Genomic DNA, 26,873 nt, shown 5'->3' on the forward strand with positions numbered 1-26,873 from the left:
AGCTGATGACCCTAAGCGGAGTGCGCCAGGACAAGCTGGCAAAGGATAGGAGGCCCCCACTGTCAAGCTAGCCTCTTCAAGAGCATGATGAGGTCGAAAGACGTTGTTGATGCGGAGGCGTGAGGGCAATGGGATCCAACAAAAGCATGGAGCCGACGGCCTAACGGCCGTGGCTCATGCTCGGAAGTGAAGTGTCCCCCTACAGAGCTGCACAAGCTATAGTGGTGCTGAAAGGGCACTAGATTAATTCAGTAAAGACTTATGGAAAACAACTTAGACATACTTCGACAAAAAGCTGAGCAAGGGGACCCAGGCGCACAATATCGTCTAGGTCTCATATATGAATGTGGTGAGGGGGTAGAGCCAGATTACGCGGCAGCTGCAGAGCTATATCACAGTGCTGCTCGACAAGGACATCAAACCGCTCAGTTCGATCTTGATCGGATCTACAGATGGGCTGAATCACTGCCAGATGACAATCCTGCTGTAGAACGATGGGGTCGACAGCTAGCAGAGGAGGGCAATCCGAGAGCTCAATGCAGTCTCGGCTTGAGTTACGAGGTGAAGGGGAACATCTCAGAGGCCATAAAGTGGTATCTGAGAGCTGTGGATTCTGGCGATAAGGGGGCTGGATACCACTTGGGAATGCTATATATGAATGGGGACGGAGTCGAGCAGGATGATAACGAAGCTGCCAAATGGTTCCGGATATCGGCCGAACGTGGTATTGCCGATGCCCAGTGCAGACTGGCGTTCTGTTACATGACGGGGCGGGGCGTGCCTCATCGAGAAGAAGAGGCAGCACGCTGGTACAAGTATGCAGCCCAGAAAGGAAATGCCGCCGCCCAAGTCAATCTTGGTTATTTATACGCTGAAGGCCGCGGTGTTCCTCAGGATGATGTACAAGCATATGCTTGGTATAGCGTGGCGCTTCATACAAAGAGTAATGCTGCAATAGAATCGATTAAGTCTATTATTCCAGACTTCATAACGGATGAAGATAAAGCAAGAGAGGCTGCAAAAAATTCCCGAGAAGTGCTTCATAATAGAATGGCAGTCGAACAAGTAGTCAAGGCTGAAGAACTGGCAATGGCTTGGAAAAACAAGATCAGTGGCAAGTCATAAGCCTGAGAGAGGCTCGCACGGTGGCAGGAGGGTCAGATTCTACCCCGCCGATGGCTACCGGGCAGCTATGGAGGGGTTTATGCAGCATTTCCTTTATAAGCAAGTTTTTAAAATGAATTTGAAATTGATCGAGGACCCTGTCACGTGGCTTACGCATGCAAGTCACGTGACAGAGCCGCTTGGCCGTTTAACTTGGCACTCGCTCTCATGACTGTGAAGACTGAAACAATCCATTGCAGCCGGTGTCTGAGGCGCACAAAGCACATGGTGTTGATTGAAAGAAATACTGAGCTTCGTGTCGACTTAGATGATGAAGGCCACGCCATTGGGTCATCTGGGGCCGTGTGGGTTCTTTATGAATGCCAAGGGTGCGAGAATGTAGTACTAAGGCGTCGCTTCTGGCATACGGATATGGAGCGGGGAGAAAGCGAAGAGGAAAGCTGTTACAATACTTGGTATCCGCCACTCATCAGCAGGCAAATTCCCGAATGGCACAAAGAACTGCCGGATGCCGAGCGCAGGCTAATTTCCGAGGTTTATGTGGCGTTACACGCTAAGGCGCTTTCCCTTACCACGATGGGTCTTCGAGCTTTGCTCGATATGTACATCGTCCGAAAGATTGGTGACGTAGGTACATTCAATGAGAAGCTCGAAAAACTCCAGCAAGGTGGCTTCTTGTCTGCAGCGCAGCTAAAACAGCTTGATACAGCGCTGGATGCAGGGAATGCTGCAGCCCATCGGGGTTTTTGTCCTCCTGAGGAAACCGTTGCATTTGCGCTAGACGTCGTTGAGGTCTTGCTACATCAAGATCATCTTGGCCACAAATCAAAGAAAGTTAGTTCAGGTATACCGAAGAGAGAGAAGCGCTAACAAGGCTAGGAAAGCGACGCTAAAAAGCGGCACGCCTGCTGGCCGTCGTTATATCAGATATATCAGATTTCGCCGGAAGTCCGCTCCTGGCCGAGTTCTTCCTGTTATATTTTTCTTTATTAGTCTATGTTTATCTATTGCGCATGCCGGAGGAGATTTTCCACCCGAATAGCCGATCCCAGCTTGTTAATCGCGGCTGAAGCCGTTCCTTCGGGGGGCTTCGTTCTTGCTTGTATGGCTGGGCATGGCCGAATCCTGCCCACCATAGCGACTGCTACACTGCCCCGGTAGTGTCGATATCCTGCTGATGGGGAGACGCCGACATGAGCGAACACGTCGACAAAGCCTCCGTGCCGCTGGAGAGGGTGCGCCGCTATCTGGAGCCGGGGCCCATCGTGCTGGTTTCGTCGGCCTGGGAGGGGCAGCGCAATATCATGACCATGGGCTGGTATACCGTGATGGCGTTCTCGCCTTCGCTGGTGGGCTGCATCATCTCGGCCGGCAACCATAGCTTCGAGATGATTCGCCGCGGTGGCGAGTGCGTCATCAACCTGCCGACGACGGCCCTGACCGATCAGGTGGTGGGTATCGGCAACAATAGCGGCGCCGAGGTCGACAAGTTCGAACGCTTCGGGCTGAGCGCACAGCCGGCGGAACGGGTGGGCGCTCCGCTGATTGGCGAGTGCCACGCGCACTTCGAATGCCGGCTGTTCGACGACTCCCTGGTGGAGCGCTACAACTTCTTCATCTGGGAGGTGGTGTCGGCCCGGGCGGCGGTGTCACCGGAGTACCCAGAGACGCTCCACTACACCGGCGACGGTGTCTTCATGGTGGCCGGCGAGATCATCGAGCGGCGCGACCAGATCCAGCCTCTGCCCCTCGGCGTAGTCGCTCAGCACCAATTGTCGGGATGACGCATAGCACCGGTGGCGCAGCCCGTAGGCCTGTGTCGTGGTCAGTTCGTTCATGACTGAAAGGACGAATCTTGATGCGCTGTCGATTTCACATGCACCCGCTCGACTAAATCAGGAGCCAAGCGAAATAGCGGTGTCTGCCAATCGACGGAGCTGGAAATGATGAAACTATACGGCAAGCCCCCGACCCGCGCCCTGCGCGCCATCTGGTTGCTCAACGAACTGGGCCTGGAGTACGAGATGCTCCCGGTGGATCTCCTGCAAGGTGAGAACCGGCAGCACGATTTCCTCTCTCTCAACCCCGCCGGCAAGGTGCCTGTGTTGGTCGACGGAAGCCTCGTGGTAACCGAATCGGCCGCGATACAACTCTACCTGGCCGAAAAATACCCACAGGCGGGATTCATCCCAGAAACGGTAGAGAATAGAGCCCAAATGTATCGTTGGATTTTCTTCCTGGTGACCGAGATCGAGCAGCCTCTGTGGCGCATCGCGCGTCACACCTTCATTTACCCGGAAGAGAAGCGATTGCCTCAGGATGTCGACCTGGCGAGGCAGGAGTGTGTGGAGATGGTGGCAGTGCTCGAGCGACACATGCAAGAACGCGAGTTCATGGTTGGCGACCGACTCAGCGTGGCCGACTTCAACGCCGCGTATACCCTGGACTGGGCGAATGAAGAGAAGATGCTCGACGGCGCACCGAGGTTGAGAGAGTACCTGACGTCGATGTACGCCCGCCCCACGGCCCCACCCACCATCGCCGAGGCGTTCGCGTCATTATTGTGATCAATTCGACGAAGGTGTAATTCAGCGATATCGCATGGGGGCAGGGGGAGGTTATCTAGCCGGGTCGATCAACCCGCCCAACGAGGTATTGCGGCGGAACCAGCCGGCGATGCTGGCGCGTGGCAGGCGAGTGGGCAGCACTTCGTGGGGCACGCTGTCGGAGAGGAAGCAGGCGAAGGTACCGGTCTCGGGGCGGACGCGAGCCACTTCCCGCTCGGGATGGTCGGTGTCGTACAGGGCCATTTCACCGCCGCCGTCCAGCGGCCAATCGGGATTGAGATAGAGCACCGTGGAAACGACGCGGTTGGCACGGCCCCGAAAGCTGTCGAGGTGTTTCTTGTAGAAGGCGCCGGGTGGGTAGTGGGCGAAATGCGCCTCGAACTCGAATAGTCCGAGATACAGTGCCTGGTTGAGTTCGCGCTGCAGGACTTCCATGGCCGCAAGGTACTGGCGCTGGGGCAGGCTCTCGCGGTCGAGCCAGTGGATGGCGTCGCCCCGTATGTCGCGGCGCAGGCTGTGGTCTTCGCCCCGCCCGATACCGGCGGCGGCGAGGGCGTCGTGCTCGGCCCGGGTCATCAGCTCGTCGTACAAGGCGCGACACAAGTCAGTCTCGATAAAGGATTTGCCGACGAACCAGCCACGTTCCACGAGACCGTCGACGAGCTTGGGCAAGGCCTCCGTATCCCAGGGAAGCGGTGTCGCGATCATGACGGTGGCGTCCTGCGCAGCGGGCGATAGCGCAGGCGGCTGCCCTGGGGCGCGCGGGCAAGGCTGATATCGCAGCCGAAGCCCTCGGCGAGCAGCTCCACCAGCATCATCGCCGACAGCCCCCAGATGACATGCCCTTCGGCATGGTAGCTCGGCACGTAGAGCGGATGGTCGTCCACGGTGATGACGTCGGTATGGCTGCGGCAGTCGTCGAGGAACACCTGTAACGGCACTTCGAAGATGGCATCCAGTTCGCCGGGATCGGGGCGCAGTGGCAGGTCTGGCGGAATCACACCGACATAGGGCGTGACCACGATTCCGTGCAACGAGATCAAGTCGCCGAGCCGGCCGAGCAGGTCGACCTGGGCGGCGGGCAGGGCGATTTCCTCCTCGGCTTCGCGCAGGGCGGTGGCCAGCAGGTCGGGGTCACCGGGCTCGCGCTTGCCACCGGGAAATGCCACCTGGCCGCTGTGCTGCTTGAGATGGTCGGCGCGCCGGGTGAACAGTAGCGTAGGCTGGGGGCGTGCCACGATCGGCAGCAGCACGGCGGCTCGGGGCAACTGGCTGGTGATGCGGCGTGGCACGTGTGCTTGCAGGCGCTCGCGAAGATTCTCTAACATGGAATTTCCACTGGGTTTCATCTCTTGTACCCAGCCCTCCGTGGAGCGTCAAGAGCCGATGGCCGCTAGCGTGCCCGGCCAGGCCAAGTAAGGAGTCCCATGAATTTCTGCAGCCACTGTGGGCATACCGTCCACTTCGCGATTCCCGAGGGTGACGACCGTCCACGCTATATGTGCGAAGCCTGCGGCACCATCCATTACCAGAATCCGCGCATCGTCGCCGGTACCCTGCCGGTCAAGGGCAGCAAGGTCCTGCTGTGTCGTCGGGCGATCGCCCCGCGCAAGGGCTTCTGGACCCTACCGGCCGGGTTCATGGAGAACGCCGAGACCACCGTGGAGGCAGCGGCTCGGGAGACCCTCGAGGAAGCATGTGCCGAGGTGGCCATCCATGGCCTCTATACTTTGATCAACCTGCCGCATATCAACCAGGTCTACATGATCTTTCTGGCCGATCTCGCCGGTGGCTTCGATGCCGGGTCAGAAAGTCTCGAGGTCGCGCTGTTCGAGGAACACGAGATTCCCTGGGACGAGCTGGCGTTTCCCACCATCGAGCGCACCCTGCGCCATTTCTATGCCGATCGTCATCATGACGATTTTCCACTACACATCAGCGATATCACCGCGGAAGACCGCGAGCGCTATTTCGGCAGCGCCTGAATCAGATCTTCTCCAGCTTCCACACGTCGTAGGCCGGTTCCTCGTAGGGGTGAGCCCGCTTCAGGGCCGTGACGGCGTCGTGGATCAGCGAGTCCTCGCATACCAGTTCCACCTTGAGCTCCTCGACTTTCTCCAACTCGCCGACCCGGCCGATATGCGGGTCGGCGCCGGCGAGCGGGCGGAACTGCCCGGTGCCGGGCGTCTGGAAACAGCAGGCCTCGTAGTCGCCGATGCGCCCGGCGCCAGTCGTGAAGATGGCTTCCTTGACGCTTTCGGCATCCTCGACGGGCACGAAAAAGGCGAGTTTGTACATGGGAGCGCTCCTATGCTGGTCGTGTGGTCGTTCTTGCCATAGTGGTCGGGCCCTTCTTTGCCAGCCCGGTGGTCTATCGTGTTCAGTATGAAACCTTCACCTCATGAGAGCATGCCGAGGGAGTGCAATGAAGGAGGGCCGAGGATGGAGCGCCATCTGCAGGAGTTATTGTCGGTATTGGGCCTGACATCGAAAGGTGAGTTGCAGCCTTTGTCGGGTGGCGATATCGCTGCCGTCTACCGACTCGACACCGATCAGGGGATGGTGGTGATCAAGCGTGACGATCCCGAGCGTCTGGCTGGCGAGGCCGATGGTTTGCGTGCCCTGCGCGATGCCGGCACTCGCCTGGTGGTGCCGGAGGTGTTGGGTGAGGCGAATGGCTGGCTGGTGATGGAGGCGCTCGACAGCGGGCTGTCGTCTACGGGAAACGACGAGGTGCTGGGCGAGGGGTTGCGCGAGCTGCATGAGCTGACGGCGGATCGCCACGGCTGGTATCGGGACAATGCCTGCGGGCGCACGCCGCAACCCAATGCTCCGCTCGCCGACGGCCGCGCCTTCCAGCGCGAGCGACGCCTGCTGCCCATGGCCGTGGCCTGTCATGAACGTGGTCTGATGGATGCCCGCCTGCGTGGACGCCTCGAGGCACTGGCCGCATCACTCGAAGACTGGCTGCCGGACGTGCCGGCGAGCCTGGTGCATGGCGACCTGTGGTCGGGGAATGTGCTGCATACCGCGCGTGGTCCCGCCATCATCGACCCAGCGGTGTATCGCCACTATCCCGAGGTCGACCTGGCCATGCTGACCTTGTTCGGCTCGCCTTCGGAAGCCTGCTTCGATGCCTACTGGAACGGCCCTGCCCCCGACGACTGGCCGCGGCGGCAGGCGCTGTTCCAGTTGTATCCGTTGCTCAACCACTTGTTGTTGTTCGGTGGCGCCTACCGGGGTGCCGTCGAGCGTACCCTGGACCGTCTCGCGGCTTACCAGGCCCTGTAGAGCAACAGCTTGCCGTCCATGGGACTGAGGCGAGAGGATTCCCGGACTGTTGTGGCCTTTTCTGGCGTTCACCTCACGGGAGCAATGACGCCTATCTGGCACCGAGAAGGTGCATGAGTGGTGGTGCCCCGTCGGTTGCTCCCGGCGGGTGAAAACCGTCTTTGTGGATTAGGAAAGGTTTAAGTTTCATAAGGGTAGGCGCAGAATAAAGGACATCATTGCTGACGGCATGCCGCGACAGAAATTCGTGATATGCGATATTTCGTTGAAAGGATGACGATTTTTCGTCCCTGGCGTGCCACTTGCCTGGCCAATAGCGGAACCACGGAGGAGGACCGCTGCCATGTCATTGCCACAACAGGCTTTCTGGTCGGCACCGCAGGCCATGCTGGTGGTCGACCCTGTCGCCGATCGACTGCTGGAAGCCAATCATGCCGCCAAGGCGCTGCTCGGCGGCGAATTCGATGCCTGCGCCGCCTATCCCTTCAGCCATTTTCTGGACGATTCATTGCCGCGATGGGCCAGTTCCGGCGACGAGCCGTTGGCCCGGTCGTCGCCATGGTCGGACGATCTGGTGCTCCTCGACCTGGCACGCCAGCCGCACAATGTCGAAGCTTTCGCCGTGACGATGGAGGGAGGGCCGCTGCTGCTGACCCTGATCGATCGCGACATTCGCAAGCCTCGGCTGGCCGAGCAACGCCTGCGCGACGACGCACAACCCCAAGTGGTCAAGGATAGCGGCGTGCTGCCGGAGCAGGAGTGGCAACGCCGCCTGCGGGACAATGCTGTCGCGGCCCTGCAGCGTAGTGCCGGCAAGGTATCGGGACAGGGTGGTGCCGCTGAGCTGCTGGGCGTCAAACCCACTACCCTGACCTCGCGATTGCGCAAGTGGCGCATCGATCCACGCGAATTCAAGCATCGTCATAACAGGGAGGGCGCTATTGACCTAAAGTCAACTTGAGGTCTTAGTCTTGCGTTGCACGAGGCACCACGAATCCTCGCGTGAGGGGAGGGAGCGGTCGGGAGAGGTAGCATACATACATGAATGTAGCTATAATCGCCCGATACGCTACGACGTGAGCCGACCACGGTGCCTGGTAACCACCTGAAGTGTATATCAATTTTTCCTGATAAAAGATTTGGGATGGCGTTCATGCATAACTTTGACTCACCTGGCGGAAGGTTTGTCGTTCAGGGGCGGCGTGCCTTCCTATCGCTACTGATATCCACGATGCTGGTCGGCCAGGCTCAGGCGGCGGATCTCTGGGCCATCACCCGCGATGCGCTGGAAAACAATGCCGAGCTGGCGGCGTCGCGATCGCGGCTCGATAGCGTCGAAGCCGGACGCGATGTGGTTGGCGGTGGGCTGCTGCCGCAAATCAGTGCCTCCGCGGAGGCGGCGCACAATCGTACCTACGATTCCCAGTCGACGTCTTTGGAAGGACTGGACGGTTCCGCCCCTGGTGGCCTGGAAGGGCTGAGTTCCCTCTTTGAGGAGGACGATGTCTTCAACAGCGCCGGTATGGGCCTGGAGGCCAGCCAGGCACTGTATGATGCTGCCACCAGCCGTGAAGTGACACAGGCCGAGCGGGAAATCGACCAGGAGGCTTTCAACCTGGCGGCCAGTGAGCAGCAACTGTTATTCGATGTAGCCAACGCCTATTTCGAGATTCTGCGTGCCAATGACATCCTGGCGGCGCGTGAAGCACAAGCGCGTGCCATCAAGCGCCAGTTGGCGCAGGTTCGCGAACAGTTTGAAGTCGGTTTGGTCGCCATCACCGATGTCGAGGAGGCCGTGGCCAGTTTCGACCAGGCCAGGGCCGATCGGATTGCCGCACAGAGCGACCTGCAGGTCAGTTTCGAAGCGCTGGAAAGGTTGACCGGAGAACGCTACGACAGTATCGAGAGCCTGGGCGAGGACATGCCGATCGAAATGCCCACGCCGGCTGAGCGCGATGCGTGGGTGGAACTGGCGTTGGCCAACAGCCCTGTGCTCAAGGGCGCCCAAGCGGGGGTCGAGGTGTCGCGCAGTGCCGTCGAAGTGGCGCGCGCGGCGCGGTTGCCGGTATTGGAGGCCTTTGCCAGCTACGATTATGCGGATAGCGACAGTGAGACCCTCAGTGGCTACGACTCGTCCAGCCAAGTCGGGCTGCGAGCCAATATGCCGCTCTATACCGGCGGTACCACCAGTAGCCAGATTCGCCAGAACACCTATGAACTCGAAGTCAGTCAGTATGATGCCGAGGCGCAGCGCCGTGACACGATCCAGCAGGTACGGTCGCTCTTCACGCGTGTCCAGAACGATGTCGCCACCGTCGAGGCTCGCCGCCAGGCGGTCGTGTCCAATCGCAGCGCTCTGGAGGCGACCCGTTCGGGCTACGAGGTCGGTACGCGCAATATCGTCGATCTGCTGAATGCCGAGCAAAACCTCTATGACGCCGTCGCGGCGCTCGCCGAGGCGCGTTACGACTTCGTGCTCGACCGCCTGGAGTTGTTCCAGCAGACGGGGATGCTCGATGCCGAGGATATCCAGGGGCTGAATGCGCGATTGAATGCCGATGAGCCGGTTTCACTTGAGTTCGAGAGTGGCAGCGATGCCTACCGCGATGCGATGGACATTGGTGAGCCGCCGCGCCGCTGACGGCAGTGGCCGATGGGTTATGTCTTGTCCGCAGTGGTCGTTCGGCCGAGTTGGCAAGGAGATAGGTAAGCATGGATCGCCATCGTCGTTCCACGCGATCAACAGGGACCGAGATAGATGCTAATCATGAAACATGAGCGAATTCGTTTGACGTCGGCGTTGCTGGGCCTCGGCTTGCTGCTGGCAGGTTGCGGTGATGAGCAGCAGGCGTCTTCGGCCGAGCAGCAGGCGCCGCCGCCTATGCTTGCTCAGGTGATGGAGATGGCGCCGCGGAATATCTCGCTCGACAAATCCTATCCCTCCATGCTGCGTAGCGACAATGAAGTCACGGTGGTGGCGCGCGTTAGCGGCACCCTCGAGGAGCGCCTTTTCGAACCCGGCGACCTGGTCGAGAAAGGTGAAAGCCTCTATACCATCGAGCCACCGTTGTATCAGGCGATGGTACGCCAGCGCGAGGCCGATCTGCAGAGCGCCGAGGCCGAGTTGAGCCGTGCCCAGCGGGATGCCAACCGCTACGAGCGACTGCTGGGACAGAACTCCATCAGTCGGCAGCAATACGATCAGGCCCAGTCCGAATTGCTGGTCGCGCGCGCCAATGTGGCGCAGGCCCAGGCAGCGCTCGACAGCGCTCGGATCGACCTCGACTACACCAGCGTCGAGGCACCGGTGGCGGGAATGATCGACCTCAGTGAGGTCAATGTCGGCAATCTGGTCGATGCCGGTACGGAACTGGTTACCATCACCCCGCTGGATCCACTCGAAGTGCGCTTCCAATTGCCTCAGGCGGATGCGTTGGAGCTCCGCCGTCAACGTCAGCAAAATAGCAGCCAAATTACCGCCGAACTGGTGTTTCCGGCGTCCAACAGCAGCCAGCCCCAGACGCTGCCGGGGCAACTCGACTTCCTGGGCGCGCGGGTCAGTGAGCGCACCAGCACCGTGGAAGCCAGTGCCACCTTCGACAACCCGGATAGTCTCTTCTTGCCTGGCCAGTTCGTGCGCGTGAAGCTCACGGGGCTCCAGCGTTTCGATGTGCTGGCGGTGCCGGAGATCGCGGTGACCGAAGGCTTGATGGGCCCCCAGGTCTTCGTGCTCGATGAGGAAAACAAGGTACGTGCCCGTAACGTGGAGCCGGCGGAAACCGCCGGGCCCTGGCTGATCATCGCGTCCGGACTCGAGCCTGGCGATCGTGTGGTGGTCAGTGATCCTGCCGGTCTTCAGCCTGGCAGGGTCATCGATCCGCAGCCTTTCGATGGTGAAGCGGAGAAGGTGGCCGAGACCCGGACGCCGCAGGAGACTGACGTCGGCTCCGAAGGAGAGCGGCAAACGGACAAGGCAGACGGGGCCTGATCGATGGGTATTTCCAATTTCTTTATCAAGCGGCCGATATTCGCCACCGTCATTTCGATCATTGTCGTGCTGGTCGGCTTGATGGCGATGCGCATCCTGCCGATCGAGCAATATCCCGAGGTGGTACCGCCGACAGTCACGGTGGAGGCCACCTACCCGGGGGCCGACGCCGAGACGATATCGCAGACGGTGGCGGCTCCTTTGGCCGAGGCGATCAATGGGGTCGAGAACATGCTCTACATGACCTCGACCAGTTCGGACAGCGGCACGATGAATATGGAGATCGCCTTCAGTATCGATTCCGATGGCGATACCAATACCATCAACGTCAACAACCGGGTGCAGCAGACCTTGTCGTCGTTGCCGGAAGCCGTGCAGGCCCAGGGTGTGACCGTCGAATTGAGTTCCAGCAGCATTCTGATGTTTGCCGCGTTGATCTCGCCCACCGGCGAGTACGACAACATCTACATGCAGAACTATGCCACGCTCAATATTCTCGATGAGCTGCGCCAGATCCCTGGTGTGGGCAATGCGCAGGTGTTGGGCGGTGGTGAGTTCGCCATGCGCATCTGGCTCAATCCGGACAAGCTGGCGCAATACGACCTGACGCCCGCCGAAGTAGCCAATACGATACGTTCGCAGAACACCGAGATACCGGCAGGCGGGCTGGCCCAGGTTCCGAACAGCGACCCGCGGGCCTATAGCTATACCGTTACGGCACCCGGGCGCCTGACGAGTGCGGAAGAGTTCCGCAACATCATTCTGCGCACCAATCCCGATGGCTCCGCGTTGCGTCTGGATGATGTCTCGCGTGTCGAGTTGGGAGCGTCGAGCTATGGGGTCGAGGCACGTCTCAATGGCAGTGCCATGGCACCGATTCTCATCAACCAGCAACCGGGAGCCAATGCCCTGTCAACCGCCGAGGCGGTCAGGGACGCCATGGGGCAGCTGGCGGAGCGTTTCCCGGCGGGGCTGGACTATGTGGTGCCCTATGACACCACGCTGTTCATCGGGGCGTCGGTGGAGACCGTCACCGAAATCTTCATCGAAGCGTTCCTGATCGTTGCGGTGATCGTCTTCGTGTTCCTGCAGAATTGGCGCACGACGCTGATCGCCATGTCGGTGGTGCCGGTGTCGGTGATAGGCACCTTCGCCGGTCTCTATCTGTTCGGCTTTTCGATCAACCTGCTGACGCTGTTCGCCATGATACTGGCCATCGGCATCGTGGTGGATGACGCCATTCTGGTGGTGGAGAACGTCGAACGTCTGCTCGAAGAGGACGATGAGATCCCGATACCCAGGGCGGCGATGCAGGCCATGAAGGAGGTCGGCGGCCCCGTCATTGCCACCTCCTTCATCATGGCGGCGGTGTTCGTGCCCGTGGCCTTCCTGGGCGGTTTCACCGGGCAGGTCTACCAGCAGTTCGCCTTGACCATCGCGGTATCGGTGGCGATCTCCGCAGTGGTGGCCCTGACCTTCACGCCGGCGATGTGCGCGCTTTTCGTCAAGCACAAGCGGCAGGTTTCCGACTCGACATTCGTGCGTGCCCTGCAGACGCCTTTGCGCCTGTTCGACCGAGGGTTCGCCTGGGTGACCGGCCTCTATCTGTGGATCGTGCGGGGGCTGGTCAGGTACTGGGGGCTGACCCTGATCCTGACGGTGGCCACGCTTGGCGCTTCCTACTGGATGTTCGAGCGTACGCCTTCGACCCTGGTGCCCGAAACCGATCAAGGGATCGTGATCGCCAGCATCTCGTTACCGGATGCGGCTTCACTGGCGCGTACCGAAGCCTACATGGAGAAGCTCAGTCACGAGATCGAGCAGACTCCGGGCGTGGCCTATTCCACTGCCGTGGCGGGGTACGACATGCTGACCAGCTCGGTCAATACCGCGCGTGGCGTGATATTCATCAGCATGGTCCCGTGGGAGGACCGCGAACTCACGGTCCAAGGCTTGATCGGCAAGGTCATGCAGGCCGGTGCCATGATCGAGGGCGGGTCGGCGATGGCCTTCAATATGCCCCCGATCATCGGCTTGTCGACGACCGGTGGTTTCACCGGTTATCTGCAATCCTATGCCGGGGCGAGCCCTCAGGAACTCCAACAGGCCGCCTTTCAGGTCATGCAGGCGGCCAATCAGCGTCCCGAGCTGAACCAGGTCTTTACCACCTTCAGTGCCAACGTGCCGTCATACCGCGCCAACATCGATCAGGAGAAGGCACTCAGCTATGGCGTGTCGCTCGATGACCTGAATACGACCCTGTCGAATACCCTGGGTACCGGTTTCGTGAACTACTTCACGTATCGCAACCGTAACTTCCAGGTCTATCTACAGAACGAGTCGGAGTTCCGCCAGACACCGGAAGACCTGAATGGCATCTTCGTGCGCAGCGCTGGGGGCGAACGTATTCCCCTGTCGGAATTCGTGACCATGGAACGTCAGGCGGTACCTGCGGTCATGACGCGCTTCAATGTCTATCCAGCCGCCCAGTTCCAAGGCGGGGCGGCGCCCGGCTACAGCTCGGGTCAGGCGATTGCCGCCATGCAGGAAGTCGTCAATGAGACCCTGGGCTCCGGTTGGGGCATGGGCTGGACCGGCACCTCCTATCAGGAGGTGAGTACAGGGAACGCGGCCACCATCGCTATCGTTTTCGGCATCGTCATGATCTTCCTGATTCTGGCCGCACAATACGAGAGTTGGGCATTGCCGCTGGCGGTGATCACCGCGGTGCCCTTCGCCTTCCTGGGAGCCATCGGCGGCATCGTGTTACGAGGGCTGGAGACCAGTGTCTATGTGGAGATCGGCATGCTGGTGGTGGTGGGTCTGGCGGCCAAGAATGCCATTCTGATCGTCGAGTTCGCCGAGTTGCATCGCCGCGAGTTGGGCAAGTCGATTCGCGACGCCGCGGTGATTGCCTCGGAATTGCGTTTCCGGCCGATCGTCATGACCTCGCTGGCGTTCATCTTCGGCACCTTGCCGCTGGCTCTGGCGACCGGCGCTAGCGACACCAGCAGTCACCATATCGGGACCACGGTGGCGATGGGCATGGTATCGGTGGCTATCCTGTCCAGCTTCTTCGTGCCGTCTTTCTACGTGATGATCGCGCGTGTCCAGCAATGGTTGGTGGACAAGCGCGGTGGCTCGAGACACGAAGAGGAGGCCACCGTCTAGGAAATATCGATCCCTGTCTCACTGGTGAGAGATGGAAAATTCATGGATGAATTTTTCATTGGCAGTGAATTGCACAAGGCCATTTCCCTGCACCGGGAAATGGCCTTCTTCGTCTTGCATCGCGCTCCAGCGTGATGGGGTCTGCCTGGCTATACTGGGGTTGTGAGGGCGGTCCAGCCGCCTGCATCGACCATAAAGCGTGTGGTCAGGGCTCCGGAAACGGGAATGCCATTTCTTGCGCGCGAAGCGTTAGGAGGCAGGGCGTCATGGAACTGCTGATCCAATCTGCGCTGAGTTTTCCCTCCGTCGTTCTTGTCGTGCTTCTGGGTCTACTGGCCGTCTATTGGCTGTTAGTGGCCATTGGGCTGGCACCGATCGAGTTTCTCGAGCACAACAGCCTGCGTGATGACCATCTTGCCAGTGCCATGGTATCGCTTGGTTTCGCCGGTGTGCCGGTATCGGTGGCACTGACGGCATTGCTTGGGTTGGGAACACTCGTGGCGGTGGCGCTGGAACTGTTGGTGCTGCGTTTCTTGCCACTGGGAATGTTGCGGCTGCCACTGGGCTTGGTCGTGCTATGGGGTTCCCTGGCTTTGGCCGCTCCGCTCAGTGTGTCCCTGTGCCGGAAGTTGCAACCACGTTTGCATCGCTTCCGCTCTGCCTGCCAGTGCTCGTTGCTGGGAGAGTCGGTGATTGTGAAGGCAAGGGAACAGGAGGACGATCTGTATCGCGCCACCCTGGAGGATGATCCGACGGTCGAAGTCATCTTGCACACTAAGCGTGGTGCCATCCCCGCTCCTGGGGAGCGCTGGGTACTGGTCAAGTACCTGGCTGGCGAAGAGGCTTACCGTGCCGTGCCCAGGTCCAAGTATCTGGATGCCCGGACACGACTCCGCAGGCTGCGTAGGGTGCAGCGTGAAGGAGGGCATGCAACGCATTGAAATGTCTTGCTCACGGGGAAGACAGTAGCCGTCGCAACCACGACCAACCGCGTTGCCAGAAGGGCAGGTGGTCGACCTTCCTGGCGAGCTTGAAGGCCAAGCGCGGGCGTGTCAGGAAGGTACGTATCGGTGCGACCTGGCTCGCCCGGTCGAGCATCGGAGCATGGCCACAGCCTGGCACCTCGAGGGATACCAACCCGGGTTGCGCCTCGCGCATGCGCTCGACCACCTCGGCACTCAGCAGGGGGGAGTCGGCACCGCGGATCACCATCAGCGGGCACTGGATGGCACGCCAGTCGGCCCAGGTGTCGCGCGGGGTGTCGTGCACGAACTGCTCGGTGATGCGTGGATCGAAGTGAAAGGTCCAACCGCCATCCGGCAGCCGCCGGGCACTGTTGAGAGCCAGTTCACGCCAGGCAGCCTCGTCGTCGATACCGAAGCTGGCGTAGTGCTTCCTGAGTTCCCGGGACAGATCGCGGAAGCTCGAAAAACGATGCGGCAAGGTGAAGTAACGTCCCAGATCCACCAGGCCTTCCTGCTCGAGTTCCGGCCCCACGTCATTGAGGACCAGTCGTTCGATACGTGCATGATGCTCCTCGTGAGCGGCCAGCAGCATGCCCAGCAGGCCGCCCATCGAAGTGCCCAGCCAGGCGACGCGTTCGAGCTCGAAGTGGTCGAGCAGTGCCACGGCAATGGTCATGTAATGGCTATAGAGATAGTCGTGGGCAGGAAACAGTGACCAGCTCGACAGGCCACGCCCGGGAGTGTCGGGGGCCAGGACTCGCCACTCGGGACCCAGCTCCCGCGCCAGGGCAGCGAAGTCTCCTCCATGCCGGGCCAGGCCATGCCAAGCGACCAGGGTGTGCGGCGCCTGGGGATGCCAGACGCGTATCGCTATCTCCAGTTCGCGTACGCGCACGAATTCCAGGTGATCCATCTCCGTCTCCTCTCGCCGGACACGCCCTGAGTGTAGCCGGTTTTTATTGCAGTGCAGCGTGAGAGGTGGTGCAAAGCAGGATCCTGGCTAGCGACGCATCAGCCCTAACAGGGTGTCGACCAGTTCGCCACCGCGTTCCCGGATCGAGAAGTCCTCGGGATTGCGGTGCCAGTCGTGCACCAGGCCACCGAAGGTGGATTGCAGCAATCGGGTGGCGGTTTCCGGACTCAACTCGGGCTTGAGCATATCGCGCTCGTGGGCTTGGCGGAATTGCTCGCACATCTCTTCGTGACATTCATGAGCCAGGCGATTCTGCATCTCCAGGGGATTGATATCACTGAAGAATTCACAACGATGCAAGACAATGGAATGAATGCGTCGATAGTGGGGCTGTTCCATCTTGGCCAACCCCTTGTGACACGCCAGGCGAATGGCCTCGAGGGGAGACTCGGTGAGAGCCGGGTCATTGATTTCCTCGACCAGCTCCTCGAAGGGCATGCGCACACGCTCCAGCAGGGCCAGGAACAGGTCGGCCTTGTTCTTGAAGTGCCAGTAGATGGCGCCGCGCGTCATGCCGGCGTGGCGCGCGATCTGCTCCAGTGAGGTGCGGGCGACGCCTTTCTCGTAGAAGACGTCTTCAGCGGCGTCCAGCAGGGCTTCGCGGGTTGCTTCGGCTTCGGCTTTGGTTCGTCTTGCCATGGGCGTGCGGGGTCTCGAGTCGCAATACACACTCATTTTACCCCAAAGTCGCCATACTTACATTCATGTTTGTATGATTGTATGGTACGAGCCGAATACTGGCGAGGGTCGTCATTGTCGTACAGGCACGGTATAAAGGAAACACTGTTCTGTCACAGGATGTCGTTTCATGGCTCGTGCTCCCTTCGAACTTGCTGGCGTGCGTGTGGCGCCGGGCAGCCGCGCTCAAATCGATGTGCCCGTCGCCAAGCTCTATACGCACGCGCCGCTGCATATCCCGGTGGAGGTGGTACACGGTCGCCAGAGTGGGCCGGTGCTGCTGGTGTGCGGTGCCATTCATGGTGACGAGATCAATGGTGTCGAGATCGTGCGTCGACTGCTGCGTTCCAAGGCGATCCGGTCGTTGCGCGGTACCTTGGTGGCGGTGCCGATCGTCAATGTGTTCGGCTTCGTGCAGCATACCCGGTATCTGCCCGATCGTCGCGATCTCAACCGCTGTTTTCCCGGGAGCGAATCGGGCTCGCTGGGCTCGCGGGTGGCGGCGCTGTTTCGTGAGCAGATCGTCGATCTGGCCACTCATATCATCGATCTGCATACCGGTGCCATTCACCGCACCAACCTACCGCAGATCCGGGCCCAACTGGCCCCCGGCAGCGAAACCGATGCCATGGCCATGGCGTTCGGCGCGCCGGTGATCCTCAATGCCGAGCTGCGCGAAGGCAGCATCCGCCACTATGCCCAGAATCGCGAGGTCCCGGTGCTGACCTACGAAGCCGGAGAGGCGCTGCGTTTCGACGAGTGGGCGATCGCCCCGGGGGTGCGTGGGGTACTGCGGGTCATGCGCGCGATCGGCATGCTGTCCGGTGAACGGCGCCGACGCGCGCCGCGACCCGCCGAAGTGGCCAATGGCTCGAGTTGGGCCCGGGCGCCTATCGACGGCATCCTGCGCCCCAAGGTGCGCCTGGGGGCACGTGTCGCCAGGGGAGAGGTGCTGGGCTTGGTGGCCGATCCTTTCGGCAATGCGGAAGGCGAGGTATGTGCCAATGCCGACGGCATCGTCATCGGCATGAGCAATCTGCCCCTGGCCAACGAAGGCGAAGCGCTGTTCAATGTGGCGCGCTTCGATGCCATCGAGGAGGCGGAGAGCGCGGTGGAGTCCTTCCAATCGGACTATGAGCCCAATCGCATTGGTATGAAATAGCCCTGCGCGCAAACAGACGGGCGGGCGAGACGGCTGCATGGGAGGGGCAAAGCGGCATATGATGGGGCCTGTCATCTTACTCCATTCATACGAGAGGCTCTCCCATGCAGTGGCCGTTTTCCCGGCGCGCCAAGGCGCTGACCAGCTCCGCCATCCGTGAAATTCTGAAAGTGACCGAACAGCCGGACGTGATCTCGTTCGCCGGCGGCTTGCCGTCGGCGGCAACGTTTCCGGTGGAGGCGATGCAGGTGGCGACCAGGAAGGTGCTCGGAGAGCAGGCGGAGAGCGCACTGCAATATGGTCCGAGCGAAGGGCTTGGCAAACTGCGTGAGTGGATTGCCAAGGAGTATTCCCGTGACGGCGCCGAGGTACGGCCTTCCCAGGTACTGTTGACCACCGGGTCGCAGCAGGCGCTGGATCTGATCGCCAAGGCACTGATCGATCCCGGCAGCCGCGTGCTGGTGGAAACGCCAACCTATCTAGGCGCGCTGCAGGCGTTCTCGCTGTTCGAGCCGGAGTACGTGTCGGTCGCCAGCGACGAACAGGGGCTGCTACCCGAGGCGCTGACCCCCGAGGTCATCGAGGGGGCGCGTTTCCTCTATGCCCTGCCCAACTTCCAGAACCCGACCGGCCGACGGCTGCCGCTTGCTCGACGTGAAGCGCTCGCGGCTATCGCCCGCGAGCATGACTTGCCGATCGTCGAGGACGATCCCTACGGCGAGCTCGACTACCAGGGCGAGCGACTGGCGAGTCTGCGCTCGCTGGCGCCGAAGCAGGTGATTCATCTGGGGTCGTTTTCCAAGGTGCTGGCACCAGGGCTGCGGCTTGGCTACGTCATTGCCGACGATCCCTTGATCGCCAAGCTGGTCCAGATCAAGCAGGCGGCCGACCTGCATACGCCGAGTTTCACCCAGCAGGTGATCTACGAGATTGTGAGCCAGGGCTTCCTGACGGGCCATATCCCGGGAATTCGCGCCCTCTATGCCGAACGCTGCCGGGCGATGCTGGCGGCACTGGAAAAACACATGCCCGCGGGCGTGCATTGGAACCGGCCCGAAGGGGGCATGTTCATCTGGGTGACGCTGCCCGAGTCGCTGGACAGCACCGAGCTGTTGACCGAAGCGATTCGTGAGCGAGTGGCGTTCGTACCGGGGGCACCGTTCTATGCCACGGCACCCCAGCCCAATACGCTGCGGCTCTCCTTCGTCACCGTCGAACCGGCACGTATCGGCGAGGGCATACAACGCCTCGGGCGGCTTGTCGCCAGGCAACTGGGTGGCGCGTCGGAGCACCTGCCGCTGGTTTGATGCCAAGGCAGGGTCAGGCGGGCTCCGCCTCCCGCTCGGCGACCAGGCCCAGTGCATCGTCGAACACGGCAAGACCGGCACCGTCGCGGTGCGCGTTCTCCGACAGGTGACGGCGGAAGCGGCGCCCGCCGGGGCAGCCCTGGAACAGGCCGAGCAGGTGGCGGGTGACATGGTTGAGCTTGGCGCCCTCGGCCAGCCGCTCGGCGATATAGGGGCGCAGGGCCTGTGCCGCGGCATGGCGGTTCTCGACCGGCGCGGGTTCGCCATACAGCGCTTCATCCACCTGAGCCAGCAGCCAGGGATTCTGATAGGCCTCGCGACCCACCATCACGCTGTCGACGTGGGCGAGCTGGGCCCGGCACTCCTCCAGCGTCTTGATGCCGCCGTTGATGCCGATATGCAGCTCGGGACGGCTGGCTTTCAGGCGATGCACGCGAGCATAGTTGAGCGGGGGTACGTCACGGTTTTCCTTGGGGGAAAGCCCCTGCAGCCAGGCCTTGCGAGCGTGCACGATGAACGTCTTGCAGCCGGCGTCCTCCACCAGCGAGATGAAACGCTCCAGGTCGGCGTCCTCGTCCTGGTCGTCGATTCCGATACGGCATTTCACCGTCACCGGAATCGAGACGGCATCGATCATCGCCCGCACCGCTGCGGCGACCTTCTCCGGATGGCCCATCAGACAGGCGCCGATCAGGTTGTTCTGCACCCGGTCGCTGGGGCAGCCGACGTTCAGGTTGACCTCGTCATAGCCCCATGCCTCGGCGATGGCCGCGCACTCCGCGAGTTCTCGTGCGTCGCTACCGCCCAATTGCAGGGCCAAAGGATGCTCCACCGCGTCATAGCCCAGAAACCGCTCCCGCGGGCTGCCATGCAGAATCGCCCCGGTCGTCACCATCTCGGTATACAGCAGCGCACGCCGCGTCAGCGTGCGCGCGAAGGCGCGGTAATCGCGGGTGGTCCAATCCATCATCGGCGCGACGGAGAAGGTGCGGTCTATATCGGGCATCGGGCATCACAAAGAGGTGAGCAGAAGGGCACACATTCTAGCAGCCCGGGAGCACGACGCGCGATACCCTGGAAAGGCATCGCTGGGTTTGCGATCGGTCGAGAAAATCCGTCAGTGATAGGCCTACTTGGCTAGTAAGCACTTACTGGGGCGATTTGGCGCGGCCAAGTTGGGGCTAGGGCAGTGATGCGTGAGTGTCCACGGCTGCCTCCTTGGCCTGGTGCCGCTCGTCCATACTGAGGGATCATGCACATGCCACCTTTCGGGGAGCCATCGTCACAAGGAACAGAACATGAGTACGGATCTCACAAGCCACCAGAGGGAACTCCTTTCCCGTGTTCTCCAACATGGCGGAGTGCTGGCGTCCCCCTTTGGCCATGCCGGCGAGGACAGTCTGTTGCCACAGGTATTGGACGATATCGATGACCTGGAAGCCAAGGGTCTGATTACGGTCACGCGCTTCCAGGACAGCCATGACCCTCAACGAATCGAACTCACCGCTACGGGATACACAGCCCTGGGGATCGAATAGAGAAGTGAGCGCTTCTCTCGACAACTGTCTCCCGTTCCTCCTATTGGTTATACAGCAGTGCTGGACAGGGCCATCCCCAATAGGTCTCAATGGCTTAGGGGTATTGGCAGGGAGTGGGTCCGGCTGTGACCCGAGGTGCGCGAGGAGGAGTGGATGAGAGTGTGGAGCGGCTGGTTGCGAGGTCTGGGTATTGGCGTGGTGGCGTCCTTGTCTCTCGCCGCCTGTGGCGACAACAACGATGATGCCGCGGCACCGGTCGCCGAGCCGGAGCGAAATGTCGAGGCAGCGTCATCCAATCCCGAAGCGGCACCTGCTCCCGAGCCATTCTCCGAACCGGTGGCAATCAGTGCGTCGGCGGAGCCACTTCCCGATCGTCGGCTGCGTGTGTCAGGCGAAACCAACCTGCCCGATGACGCCGTGCTGCTGATTATCGTCGAGCGCCGTGCCAGCGGTGTGCGCTGGCGTCATCGTACCAGCGTCAGTGACGGTCGCTTCTCGGCGGAGCCGTTCGGCCCCGGGAGTGGTCTGCCCGATGGGACATATACGATCACGGTGTCGTTGCAACCGGCGAGCGTTCAGCCCCAGGCGGTGCAGGCCCGGATTGGCGATCGCGGGCAGCACCTCAGTGGGCCGCTGGTATACGAGTCGGTGCATCAGGGCACGACTGCCGAATATTCCATCACCTATACCATGGGGGGCTGAACAGGATGTCGGCACGTGACGTGGCCGATCCCCCTTCCTTCCACTGCCTGCGCTTCGTTGACATCACGCTTGTCACTGCATACGCCAGCGGGCCTGGATCTTGCCATGCAGGCGGAGTGTGGCGTCGGCGGTGGTGACGTCGTTCTCGGCCTGAGACTCTCCCGTCAGTTGCAGTTCACCGGTGGGGCCTTGCTGGAGCCGCCGTACCTGGATCTTGCTTCGGTGTTCGACAACATAGAGCCCGACACGCTGGAAGGTCGAGGTAGGACTGACGGCAGCCAGATCGCCGCGGGCGAGGAAGTCGAAGTGTTGATCGGGGGCAGGCGTCACCAGCAAACACTCGGCCTCGACACCGACCGAGGCATAGAAGAGTTCCTGAGGCAAGGTAATGGGGCTTCTGACCTTGTCTAGCCAGGGCACCGGCGGTGTGGCGTTGAGTTGCAATATCTGGGGGGTGGGCTTGGGGCGATCGTCGAGGAGTTCGCTCAGTGGGCAGCCCAGTGCGCAGGCCAGGGCTACCAGTCGCTCATGGCCGATCTGTTTGATGGCGCCGGACTCCCAGTAGGAAATGGTGACATCCGATACACCCACCAGCCGCGCCAGCGCTGCCTTGTTCAGGCCGGCCTGTTGGCGTAGCCGCTTGATCCGAGGACCTAGAGCATCCATCGCTACATCTCTATTTGAGGTGAGGGTAGTGATGCTCCAGTATCCCGCTATTACTGTGCAAGATCACGCATCAACGATGTGACAACTTTGTGTCACAGGATAAAGTGCCATGCGTGTGCCAGGACATCGGAAGGTGACGCGGAGAAGCGGAAAGAAAAGCGCGCCGGTGTCTACAGACAACCGGCGGCGCGCAAGCGGAAGTGCACTGAAGGCGTCATCCAGGCCTAGGCGGGATTGCCGCGGCCTGATGGCGTTGACGCTCGGGGACGGCGCAATGAATGGGTCGTCTCCGAGCGCTTGGGCAGTATAGGCAGTCGGCTTTTGCGGAATAAGGGGGTACAATCGAAAACTTGTGTTTCCAAAATGGAAACATGATCGCGAGCCCGCTGGCGTCGCGGTCGGGAGCTGGCATGAAGAGGAGGGTGATGTGGCGACCCTGGATGCCTTGAAGGTCTTCGTCGAAGTGGTGCGTAACGGCAGTTTCACCGCAGCGGCCAGGCGCATGGGGATCTCCAAGTCGATGGCCTCCAAGCGGGTGGCGGCGTTGGAGGAGGAGCTGGGGGTGAGCCTGCTCAACCGCTCGACACGCTCGCTGCATCTCACCGAGGCGGGGCAGATCTACTATGAGCATGGGCTGCGTATTCGCGAGGAGCTGTCGGCGGCCGAGGCCCAGGTGCAATCGGTGACCGCTCGCCCCCGTGGACAGCTCAAGGTCAGCGCCCAAGTCAGTTTCGGTTTCATGTATCTGGCGGCGCCGACCACCGCCTTCATGCGTCGCTACCCGGACGTGGCGGTGGAGATTCTGCTCGAGGACCAGCGTTTCGAACCCATCGACGACTCGGTGGACCTGGCCATTCGCATGGGGCCGCTGCCTCCTTCGAGCCTGGTGTCGCGGCCATTGTGCAAGGTGGTCTATGGCTTGTACACCGCACCGGAATACCTGGTGCGCGTCAATCGGCCGCTGCATCCGCAGGATATCCGCGAGCACGACAGCATCTTCTATGGCAACTACGACCTGGGCGCGCACTGGCGTTTCTCGCTCAACGGCCAGCCGCTCGATATCGAGCCGCAGTCGCGACTGGTGATCAATAACCTGCTGGGAGTGGTGGAGGCGGCCAAGGCCGGCTTCGGCCTGGCCTATCTACCCACCTTCGCCGCCCGCGCGGCTGTTGCCGAAGGGGTATTGGTGCCGTTGCTGCAGCCGTACTGGAATGAGCACGGCAGCATGCTGGTGCTGTTTCGCTCGCGCAAGTACCTCCCCGACAAGACCCGCGCCTACCTGGACTTCATCACCGACTGGTTTCGCGAGCATCTGGCGCTATAACCTGTCCCCAGAGCTGATGGGTAGCGGCCGAGTGCGTATAATGCCGTCAAGTTCATTCACCCAACGGATCTGGCAAGACAATGACCGTACGTACCCGTATCGCCCCGTCGCCCACCGGCGATCCCCACGTGGGCACCGCCTATATCGCCCTGTTCAACCTGTGCTTCGCCCGCCAGCACGGCGGCCAGTTCATTCTGCGTATCGAGGATACCGACCGGGTGCGTTCCACGCCGGAATCCGAGCAGATGATCCTCGATTCGCTGCGCTGGTTGGGGCTGGAGTGGGACGAGGGTCCCGATGTGGGCGGGCCGCATGGCCCCTATCGCCAGAGCGAGCGCGGCGAACTCTACGCCGAATACGCGCGGCAGTTGCTGGAGGCCGGGCATGCCTTCAAGTGCTATCGCACCAGTGAAGAACTCGACGAGCTTCGCGAGGCGCGCAAGGCCGAGGGCCTGCATCTGGCCCTGAAGCCGGCCGACCTGGCCTTGCCCAAGGACGAGCTGGCCCGGCGTGAAGCCGAAGGGTGGCCCTACGTGGTGCGCATGCAGGTGCCTGCGGACGGCACCTGTGTGGTGGAGGACATGTTACGTGGCACCATCGAGGTGGACTGGGCCCAGGTCGATGCCCAGATCCTGCTCAAGTCCGACGGTATGCCGACCTATCACCTGGCCAACGTGGTCGACGACCACCTGATGGGCATCACCCATGTGCTGCGTGGCGAGGAGTGGATCAATTCGGCGCCCAAGCATCAACTGCTGTACGAATACTTCGGCTGGCCGATGCCGGTGCTCTGCCACATGCCGCTGTTGCGCAACCCCGACAAGTCCAAGCTTTCCAAGCGCAAGAACCCGACCTCGATCAACTATTACCGGCGCATGGGGTTCCTGCCGCAGGCGGTGACCAATTACCTGGGCCGCATGGGCTGGTCGATGCCCGACGATCGCGAGAAGTTCAGCCTCGACGAGATGATGGCGCATTTCGATATCCAGCGTGTGTCGCTGGGCGGGCCGGTATTCGACCTCGACAAGCTGACTTGGCTCAACGGCGTCTATATTCGTGAGGATCTCGACGACGATGCCTTCCTCGAGGCCCTGCGTGACTGGGCGTTCAATGAGGAGTACGTGCGTCAGATCCTGCCTCAGGTGCGCCCGCGGGTCGAGACGCTGTCCGATGTGGCTCCCCTGGCCGGTCATTTCTTCTCGGGACTGCCGCGTATCGACGAGGCCAGCTTCGCATCCGTCAAGCTGGAGCGCGAGACGCTGCTCAAGCTGCTGCAGTTCCTGGTCTGGCGCCTGGAAGGGGTGAGTCGTTGGGACAAGGAGGTGCTGCTGGCCGAGATCAAGGATCTGACCGGCTATTTCGAGTTGAAGATGAAGGCCTTCCTGGCGCCGGTGTTCATCGCCGTGACTGGATCCTCGACTTCGACTTCGGTGCTGGACGCGATGGCGATCCTGGGCTCCGATCTGACCCGGGCACGGCTGCGTCATGCCATCGAGGTGCTGGGTGGCGTCTCGAAGAAGCAGGCCAAGCGTTTCGAGAAGGAATACCGAGAGCTGTAAGTCGGAAGCTGTAAGCTGTAAGTAACCCCTTGAAAGGAAGAGGGCTGCCGTCGGGTAGGCAGGGTGCACGCCGCCTTGGCCTTTGGCTGTTGCTTAAAGCTTAAGACTTACAGCTTGCAGCTGATTTTTCTGTTGACCAACCCGGGGCGAATCAGTAATATGCGCCCCGTCTTCACGAGTCTTTCGACGAGTTCTGGGGCCTTAGCTCAGCTGGGAGAGCGCGACACTGGCAGTGTCGAGGTCAGCGGTTCGATCCCGCTAGGCTCCACCAACTCATCGTGACGACCGTTGCGTCCCATTCGTCTAGTGGTCCAGGACACCGCCCTTTCACGGCGGGAACAGGGGTTCGAACCCCCTATGGGACGCCACCTCTCCTGACCGATGTCGATGGTCATTCTCCAAGGCGCCGAAGGCGTCTTTTTTTGTCGCTGGGATTACCTTTTCTCATACTTCGTGTGTTGGCCATTTCGGTTATTCAGAGGCGGTCTGCAGGCAAATTTTTCCTCTTGTCACCCTTGACATGGCCTTCAAGTTGTCCACTTCCCGACATTGAGACGCCCGGCTTGTGCACAAGCCGGGCGGATGTTGTACGACTGTGAGGCTTTCTCCTTATCCCCTTTGAAATCAATAGCTTATATTTGATCAAAAAGTGATCAATCTAAGCGTAACCCGCCTGTCATGGTAACTGATGCGACTTTTCTCGAGGTTTTGAACAGGGTTATCCACAGAAAGTGTGGAAAACGAAGCGCCCCTCGGCAGGGGGCCAGGCGGCACCTGGGTTCGCTGTGGCGCAGCATGGAATCGCAGGGCAGAAGGGGTGCCCTGCGATTCGAGGGTATGAAGAGCGCTAGGATGAAAAAATGAGAAAAGTCAGTCTTTGCGTGCGGCTGCCGGGCGCAGGCGTCTGAGCAGCGAAGAGGTGTCCCAGCGGCCACCGCCCATGGCCTGGATATCGCCATAGAACTGGTCGACCAGGGCCGTGACCGGCAGGCGTGCCTCCACCTTGCGGGCTTGTTCCAGGCAGATTGCCAGATCCTTGCGCATCCAGTTCACGGCGAAGCCATGGTCGTACTGGTCGGCGATCATCGTCTGGTGGCGGTTCTCCATCTGCCAGGAATTGGCTGCCCCTTGGGAGATCACCTCGATGACCCGGGTCGGGTCGAGGCCGGCCTGTTCCGCGAAATGCAATCCCTCGGCCAGCCCCTGGACCAGCCCGGCGACACAGATCTGGTTGACCATCTTGGTGAGCTGGCCGCTGCCGGCGAGGCCGAGCAGGTTGACCGCTCGGGCATAGTGTTCGAGCACCGGCTGGACCCGTTCGAAGACTGGCTGCTGGCCCCCGCACATGATGGTCAGGACGCCGTTCTCGGCACCTTGCTGACCACCGGACACCGGGGCGTCGAGGAAGTCGACGTCTCGTTCGCGGCACGCAGTATCGAGTTCGTACGCGAGGGTGGCCGAGGCCGTCGTGTGATCGACCAGCACGCTGCCGGCGCTCATGCCGGCCAGGATGCCATGTTCGCCGAAGGTAACCTGGCGAACATCGTCATCGTTGCCTACGCACATCAGCACCAGATCGGCTCCTTCGGCCGCTTCGCGAGGGGAGGGGTGATGACTGCCCGTGTATGCCTGACACCAGGCTTCGGCCCTGGCGCTCGTGCGATTGTAGACGCGCACTTCAAGACCGGCATGGGCCAGGTGGCCGGCCATGGGATAGCCCATCACGCCAAGACCGATGAAGGCGACACGTGAGATCTCGTTATGCATTGGTTGGCTCCTCGATGCGAATGGCTGTGGAGAAATGAAAGAGGTCGCCCGTAGGCGACCCCGATGACTTTCTCGATACTTCAGCGTAGG

25 protein-coding genes and 2 tRNA genes are annotated in these 26,873 nt (G+C 61.0%); 19 read left to right on the forward strand and 8 right to left on the reverse strand.

Annotation, left to right across the window (positions count from 1 at the left end):
* Positions 1 to 261 precede the first annotated feature (261 nt).
* From ACFOEV_RS01815 to ACFOEV_RS01830, 4 genes are all read left to right on the forward strand, one after another.
* On the forward strand, positions 262 to 1,125 hold the full coding sequence (locus tag ACFOEV_RS01815; RefSeq protein WP_386771008.1) for a tetratricopeptide repeat protein: 864 nt from the start codon (positions 262 to 264) through the stop codon (positions 1,123 to 1,125).
* A gap of 264 nt (positions 1,126 to 1,389) precedes the next feature.
* Positions 1,390 to 1,995, forward strand: coding sequence for a DUF4145 domain-containing protein (locus ACFOEV_RS01820; RefSeq protein WP_386771010.1), 606 nt, complete (start codon positions 1,390 to 1,392; stop codon positions 1,993 to 1,995).
* A 323-nt stretch (positions 1,996 to 2,318) separates the two neighbouring features.
* Positions 2,319 to 2,909, forward strand: coding sequence for a flavin reductase family protein (locus ACFOEV_RS01825; protein ID WP_386771012.1), 591 nt, complete (start codon positions 2,319 to 2,321; stop codon positions 2,907 to 2,909).
* A 159-nt stretch (positions 2,910 to 3,068) separates the two neighbouring features.
* Positions 3,069 to 3,692 (forward strand): glutathione S-transferase family protein, encoded by a 624-nt coding sequence (locus ACFOEV_RS01830; RefSeq protein WP_386771014.1) that lies wholly within the window; start codon positions 3,069 to 3,071, stop codon positions 3,690 to 3,692.
* Positions 3,693 to 3,743: 51 nt separating this feature from the next.
* On the opposite strand, the gene ACFOEV_RS01835 is transcribed toward ACFOEV_RS01830, so the two are convergent.
* Positions 3,744 to 4,400, reverse strand: a complete 657-nt coding sequence (locus ACFOEV_RS01835; protein ID WP_386771016.1) for a 2OG-Fe(II) oxygenase — start codon at positions 4,398 to 4,400, stop codon at positions 3,744 to 3,746.
* Positions 4,397 to 5,020 (reverse strand): CoA pyrophosphatase, encoded by a 624-nt coding sequence (locus tag ACFOEV_RS01840; protein ID WP_386771017.1) that lies wholly within the window; start codon positions 5,018 to 5,020, stop codon positions 4,397 to 4,399. Before ACFOEV_RS01840 ends, ACFOEV_RS01835 begins: the two co-directional genes overlap by 4 nt.
* A 99-nt stretch (positions 5,021 to 5,119) precedes the next feature.
* Here ACFOEV_RS01840 and ACFOEV_RS01845 point away from each other — a divergent pair, with 99 nt between their 5' ends.
* Positions 5,120 to 5,677, forward strand: coding sequence for an NUDIX hydrolase (locus tag ACFOEV_RS01845; protein ID WP_386771019.1), 558 nt, complete (start codon positions 5,120 to 5,122; stop codon positions 5,675 to 5,677).
* Between the two features lies 1 nt (position 5,678).
* On the opposite strand, the gene ACFOEV_RS01850 is transcribed toward ACFOEV_RS01845, so the two are convergent.
* Positions 5,679 to 5,990 (reverse strand): NGG1p interacting factor NIF3, encoded by a 312-nt coding sequence (locus tag ACFOEV_RS01850; RefSeq protein ID WP_386771021.1) that lies wholly within the window; start codon positions 5,988 to 5,990, stop codon positions 5,679 to 5,681.
* A 144-nt stretch (positions 5,991 to 6,134) separates the two neighbouring features.
* On the opposite strand from ACFOEV_RS01850, the gene ACFOEV_RS01855 reads away from it, so the two are divergent.
* The 6 genes from ACFOEV_RS01855 (at position 6,135) to ACFOEV_RS01880 (ending at position 15,083) form a co-directional block, all read left to right on the forward strand.
* A complete protein-coding gene (locus ACFOEV_RS01855; protein WP_386771023.1) occupies positions 6,135 to 6,983 on the forward strand; it encodes a fructosamine kinase family protein in 849 nt (282 codons plus the stop codon).
* 343 nt (positions 6,984 to 7,326) lie between these two features.
* Positions 7,327 to 7,944, forward strand: coding sequence for a PAS domain-containing protein (locus ACFOEV_RS01860; protein WP_386771025.1), 618 nt, complete (start codon positions 7,327 to 7,329; stop codon positions 7,942 to 7,944).
* A gap of 192 nt (positions 7,945 to 8,136) precedes the next feature.
* On the forward strand, positions 8,137 to 9,624 hold the full coding sequence (locus ACFOEV_RS01865) for a TolC family outer membrane protein (RefSeq protein ID WP_386771027.1): 1,488 nt from the start codon (positions 8,137 to 8,139) through the stop codon (positions 9,622 to 9,624).
* A gap of 126 nt (positions 9,625 to 9,750) precedes the next feature.
* On the forward strand, positions 9,751 to 10,971 hold the full coding sequence (locus ACFOEV_RS01870) for an efflux RND transporter periplasmic adaptor subunit (protein WP_386771029.1): 1,221 nt from the start codon (positions 9,751 to 9,753) through the stop codon (positions 10,969 to 10,971).
* A gap of 3 nt (positions 10,972 to 10,974) precedes the next feature.
* Positions 10,975 to 14,142 (forward strand): efflux RND transporter permease subunit, encoded by a 3,168-nt coding sequence (locus tag ACFOEV_RS01875; protein WP_386771031.1) that lies wholly within the window; start codon positions 10,975 to 10,977, stop codon positions 14,140 to 14,142.
* A gap of 266 nt (positions 14,143 to 14,408) precedes the next feature.
* Positions 14,409 to 15,083, forward strand: coding sequence for a hypothetical protein (locus ACFOEV_RS01880; RefSeq protein WP_386771033.1), 675 nt, complete (start codon positions 14,409 to 14,411; stop codon positions 15,081 to 15,083).
* 10 nt (positions 15,084 to 15,093) lie between these two features.
* Here ACFOEV_RS01880 and ACFOEV_RS01885 read toward each other — a convergent pair whose 3' ends face one another.
* A complete protein-coding gene (locus tag ACFOEV_RS01885) occupies positions 15,094 to 16,020 on the reverse strand; it encodes an alpha/beta fold hydrolase (RefSeq protein ID WP_386771035.1) in 927 nt (308 codons plus the stop codon).
* Positions 16,021 to 16,107: 87 nt separating this feature from the next.
* Complete coding sequence (locus ACFOEV_RS01890) at positions 16,108 to 16,719, reverse strand: TetR family transcriptional regulator (protein WP_386771037.1); 612 nt, start codon at positions 16,717 to 16,719, stop codon at positions 16,108 to 16,110.
* Between the two features lie 169 nt (positions 16,720 to 16,888).
* On the opposite strand from ACFOEV_RS01890, the gene ACFOEV_RS01895 reads away from it, so the two are divergent.
* Both ACFOEV_RS01895 and ACFOEV_RS01900 read left to right on the forward strand, forming a co-directional pair.
* Positions 16,889 to 17,920 carry a succinylglutamate desuccinylase/aspartoacylase family protein gene (locus ACFOEV_RS01895; RefSeq protein WP_386771039.1) on the forward strand — a complete coding sequence of 344 codons (1,032 nt, stop codon included), beginning with the start codon at positions 16,889 to 16,891 and terminating at the stop codon, positions 17,918 to 17,920.
* A 104-nt stretch (positions 17,921 to 18,024) separates the two neighbouring features.
* Complete coding sequence (locus tag ACFOEV_RS01900; RefSeq protein ID WP_386771041.1) at positions 18,025 to 19,227, forward strand: aminotransferase-like domain-containing protein; 1,203 nt, start codon at positions 18,025 to 18,027, stop codon at positions 19,225 to 19,227.
* Between the two features lie 13 nt (positions 19,228 to 19,240).
* Here the strand turns inward: ACFOEV_RS01900 and dusA are convergent, their stop codons facing one another.
* Complete coding sequence (gene dusA / locus ACFOEV_RS01905) at positions 19,241 to 20,233, reverse strand: tRNA dihydrouridine(20/20a) synthase DusA (protein WP_386771043.1); 993 nt, start codon at positions 20,231 to 20,233, stop codon at positions 19,241 to 19,243.
* 292 nt (positions 20,234 to 20,525) lie between these two features.
* On the opposite strand from dusA, the gene ACFOEV_RS01910 reads away from it, so the two are divergent.
* Together ACFOEV_RS01910 and ACFOEV_RS01915 are read left to right on the forward strand one after the other, a co-directional pair.
* Positions 20,526 to 20,765: a hypothetical protein gene (locus ACFOEV_RS01910; RefSeq protein ID WP_386771045.1), complete on the forward strand. Its 240-nt coding sequence runs from the start codon at positions 20,526 to 20,528 to the stop codon at positions 20,763 to 20,765.
* A gap of 153 nt (positions 20,766 to 20,918) precedes the next feature.
* Positions 20,919 to 21,467, forward strand: a complete 549-nt coding sequence (locus ACFOEV_RS01915; protein ID WP_386771047.1) for a hypothetical protein — start codon at positions 20,919 to 20,921, stop codon at positions 21,465 to 21,467.
* A 72-nt stretch (positions 21,468 to 21,539) separates the two neighbouring features.
* On the opposite strand, the gene ACFOEV_RS01920 is transcribed toward ACFOEV_RS01915, so the two are convergent.
* Complete coding sequence (locus ACFOEV_RS01920) at positions 21,540 to 22,133, reverse strand: helix-turn-helix domain-containing protein (protein ID WP_386771049.1); 594 nt, start codon at positions 22,131 to 22,133, stop codon at positions 21,540 to 21,542.
* Between the two features lie 427 nt (positions 22,134 to 22,560).
* Here ACFOEV_RS01920 and ACFOEV_RS01925 point away from each other — a divergent pair, with 427 nt between their 5' ends.
* From ACFOEV_RS01925 to ACFOEV_RS01940, 4 genes are all read left to right on the forward strand, one after another.
* On the forward strand, positions 22,561 to 23,457 hold the full coding sequence (locus ACFOEV_RS01925) for a LysR family transcriptional regulator (protein ID WP_386771051.1): 897 nt from the start codon (positions 22,561 to 22,563) through the stop codon (positions 23,455 to 23,457).
* 80 nt (positions 23,458 to 23,537) lie between these two features.
* On the forward strand, positions 23,538 to 25,016 hold the full coding sequence (gene gltX / locus ACFOEV_RS01930) for a glutamate--tRNA ligase (protein ID WP_386771053.1): 1,479 nt from the start codon (positions 23,538 to 23,540) through the stop codon (positions 25,014 to 25,016).
* Between the two features lie 195 nt (positions 25,017 to 25,211).
* Positions 25,212 to 25,287 (forward strand) — tRNA-Ala (locus ACFOEV_RS01935).
* A 21-nt stretch (positions 25,288 to 25,308) separates the two neighbouring features.
* Positions 25,309 to 25,384: transfer RNA gene (locus tag ACFOEV_RS01940), tRNA-Glu, on the forward strand.
* 502 nt (positions 25,385 to 25,886) lie between these two features.
* On the opposite strand, the gene ACFOEV_RS01945 is transcribed toward ACFOEV_RS01940, so the two are convergent.
* Positions 25,887 to 26,783 (reverse strand): NAD(P)-dependent oxidoreductase, encoded by an 897-nt coding sequence (locus ACFOEV_RS01945; protein ID WP_386771055.1) that lies wholly within the window; start codon positions 26,781 to 26,783, stop codon positions 25,887 to 25,889.
* Positions 26,784 to 26,873: the final 90 nt, after the last annotated feature.

The sequence above is a fragment of the Litchfieldella rifensis genome, assembly GCF_042646605.1.
GTDB classification, from domain to species: Bacteria; Pseudomonadota; Gammaproteobacteria; order Pseudomonadales; family Halomonadaceae; genus Litchfieldella; species Litchfieldella rifensis.

Bases quoted from the DNA above. Each gene is read 5' to 3' on its own strand.
- ACFOEV_RS01945 (WP_386771055.1), bottom strand. From the start codon at position 26,783: ATGCATAACGAGATCTCACGTGTCGCCTTCATCGGTCTTGGCGTGATG.
- ACFOEV_RS01870 (WP_386771029.1), top strand. From the start codon at position 9,751: ATGAAACATGAGCGAATTCGTTTGACGTCGGCGTTGCTGGGCCTCGGC.
- ACFOEV_RS01880 (WP_386771033.1), top strand. From the start codon at position 14,409: ATGGAACTGCTGATCCAATCTGCGCTGAGTTTTCCCTCCGTCGTTCTT.
- gltX (WP_386771053.1), top strand. From the start codon at position 23,538: ATGACCGTACGTACCCGTATCGCCCCGTCGCCCACCGGCGATCCCCAC.
- ACFOEV_RS01865 (WP_386771027.1), top strand. From the start codon at position 8,137: ATGCATAACTTTGACTCACCTGGCGGAAGGTTTGTCGTTCAGGGGCGG.
- ACFOEV_RS01910 (WP_386771045.1), top strand. From the start codon at position 20,526: ATGAGTACGGATCTCACAAGCCACCAGAGGGAACTCCTTTCCCGTGTT.
- ACFOEV_RS01895 (WP_386771039.1), top strand. From the start codon at position 16,889: ATGGCTCGTGCTCCCTTCGAACTTGCTGGCGTGCGTGTGGCGCCGGGC.
- ACFOEV_RS01845 (WP_386771019.1), top strand. From the start codon at position 5,120: ATGAATTTCTGCAGCCACTGTGGGCATACCGTCCACTTCGCGATTCCC.
- ACFOEV_RS01915 (WP_386771047.1), top strand. From the start codon at position 20,919: ATGAGAGTGTGGAGCGGCTGGTTGCGAGGTCTGGGTATTGGCGTGGTG.
- ACFOEV_RS01840 (WP_386771017.1), bottom strand. From the start codon at position 5,020: ATGTTAGAGAATCTTCGCGAGCGCCTGCAAGCACACGTGCCACGCCGC.
- ACFOEV_RS01900 (WP_386771041.1), top strand. From the start codon at position 18,025: ATGCAGTGGCCGTTTTCCCGGCGCGCCAAGGCGCTGACCAGCTCCGCC.
- ACFOEV_RS01850 (WP_386771021.1), bottom strand. From the start codon at position 5,990: ATGTACAAACTCGCCTTTTTCGTGCCCGTCGAGGATGCCGAAAGCGTC.
- ACFOEV_RS01890 (WP_386771037.1), bottom strand. From the start codon at position 16,719: ATGGCAAGACGAACCAAAGCCGAAGCCGAAGCAACCCGCGAAGCCCTG.
- ACFOEV_RS01830 (WP_386771014.1), top strand. From the start codon at position 3,069: ATGATGAAACTATACGGCAAGCCCCCGACCCGCGCCCTGCGCGCCATC.
- ACFOEV_RS01885 (WP_386771035.1), bottom strand. From the start codon at position 16,020: ATGGATCACCTGGAATTCGTGCGCGTACGCGAACTGGAGATAGCGATA.
- ACFOEV_RS01815 (WP_386771008.1), top strand. From the start codon at position 262: ATGGAAAACAACTTAGACATACTTCGACAAAAAGCTGAGCAAGGGGAC.
- ACFOEV_RS01920 (WP_386771049.1), bottom strand. From the start codon at position 22,133: ATGGATGCTCTAGGTCCTCGGATCAAGCGGCTACGCCAACAGGCCGGC.
- ACFOEV_RS01825 (WP_386771012.1), top strand. From the start codon at position 2,319: ATGAGCGAACACGTCGACAAAGCCTCCGTGCCGCTGGAGAGGGTGCGC.
- ACFOEV_RS01860 (WP_386771025.1), top strand. From the start codon at position 7,327: ATGTCATTGCCACAACAGGCTTTCTGGTCGGCACCGCAGGCCATGCTG.
- ACFOEV_RS01875 (WP_386771031.1), top strand. From the start codon at position 10,975: ATGGGTATTTCCAATTTCTTTATCAAGCGGCCGATATTCGCCACCGTC.
- ACFOEV_RS01820 (WP_386771010.1), top strand. From the start codon at position 1,390: ATGGTGTTGATTGAAAGAAATACTGAGCTTCGTGTCGACTTAGATGAT.
- ACFOEV_RS01855 (WP_386771023.1), top strand. From the start codon at position 6,135: ATGGAGCGCCATCTGCAGGAGTTATTGTCGGTATTGGGCCTGACATCG.
- ACFOEV_RS01835 (WP_386771016.1), bottom strand. From the start codon at position 4,400: ATGATCGCGACACCGCTTCCCTGGGATACGGAGGCCTTGCCCAAGCTC.
- dusA (WP_386771043.1), bottom strand. From the start codon at position 20,233: ATGCCCGATATAGACCGCACCTTCTCCGTCGCGCCGATGATGGATTGG.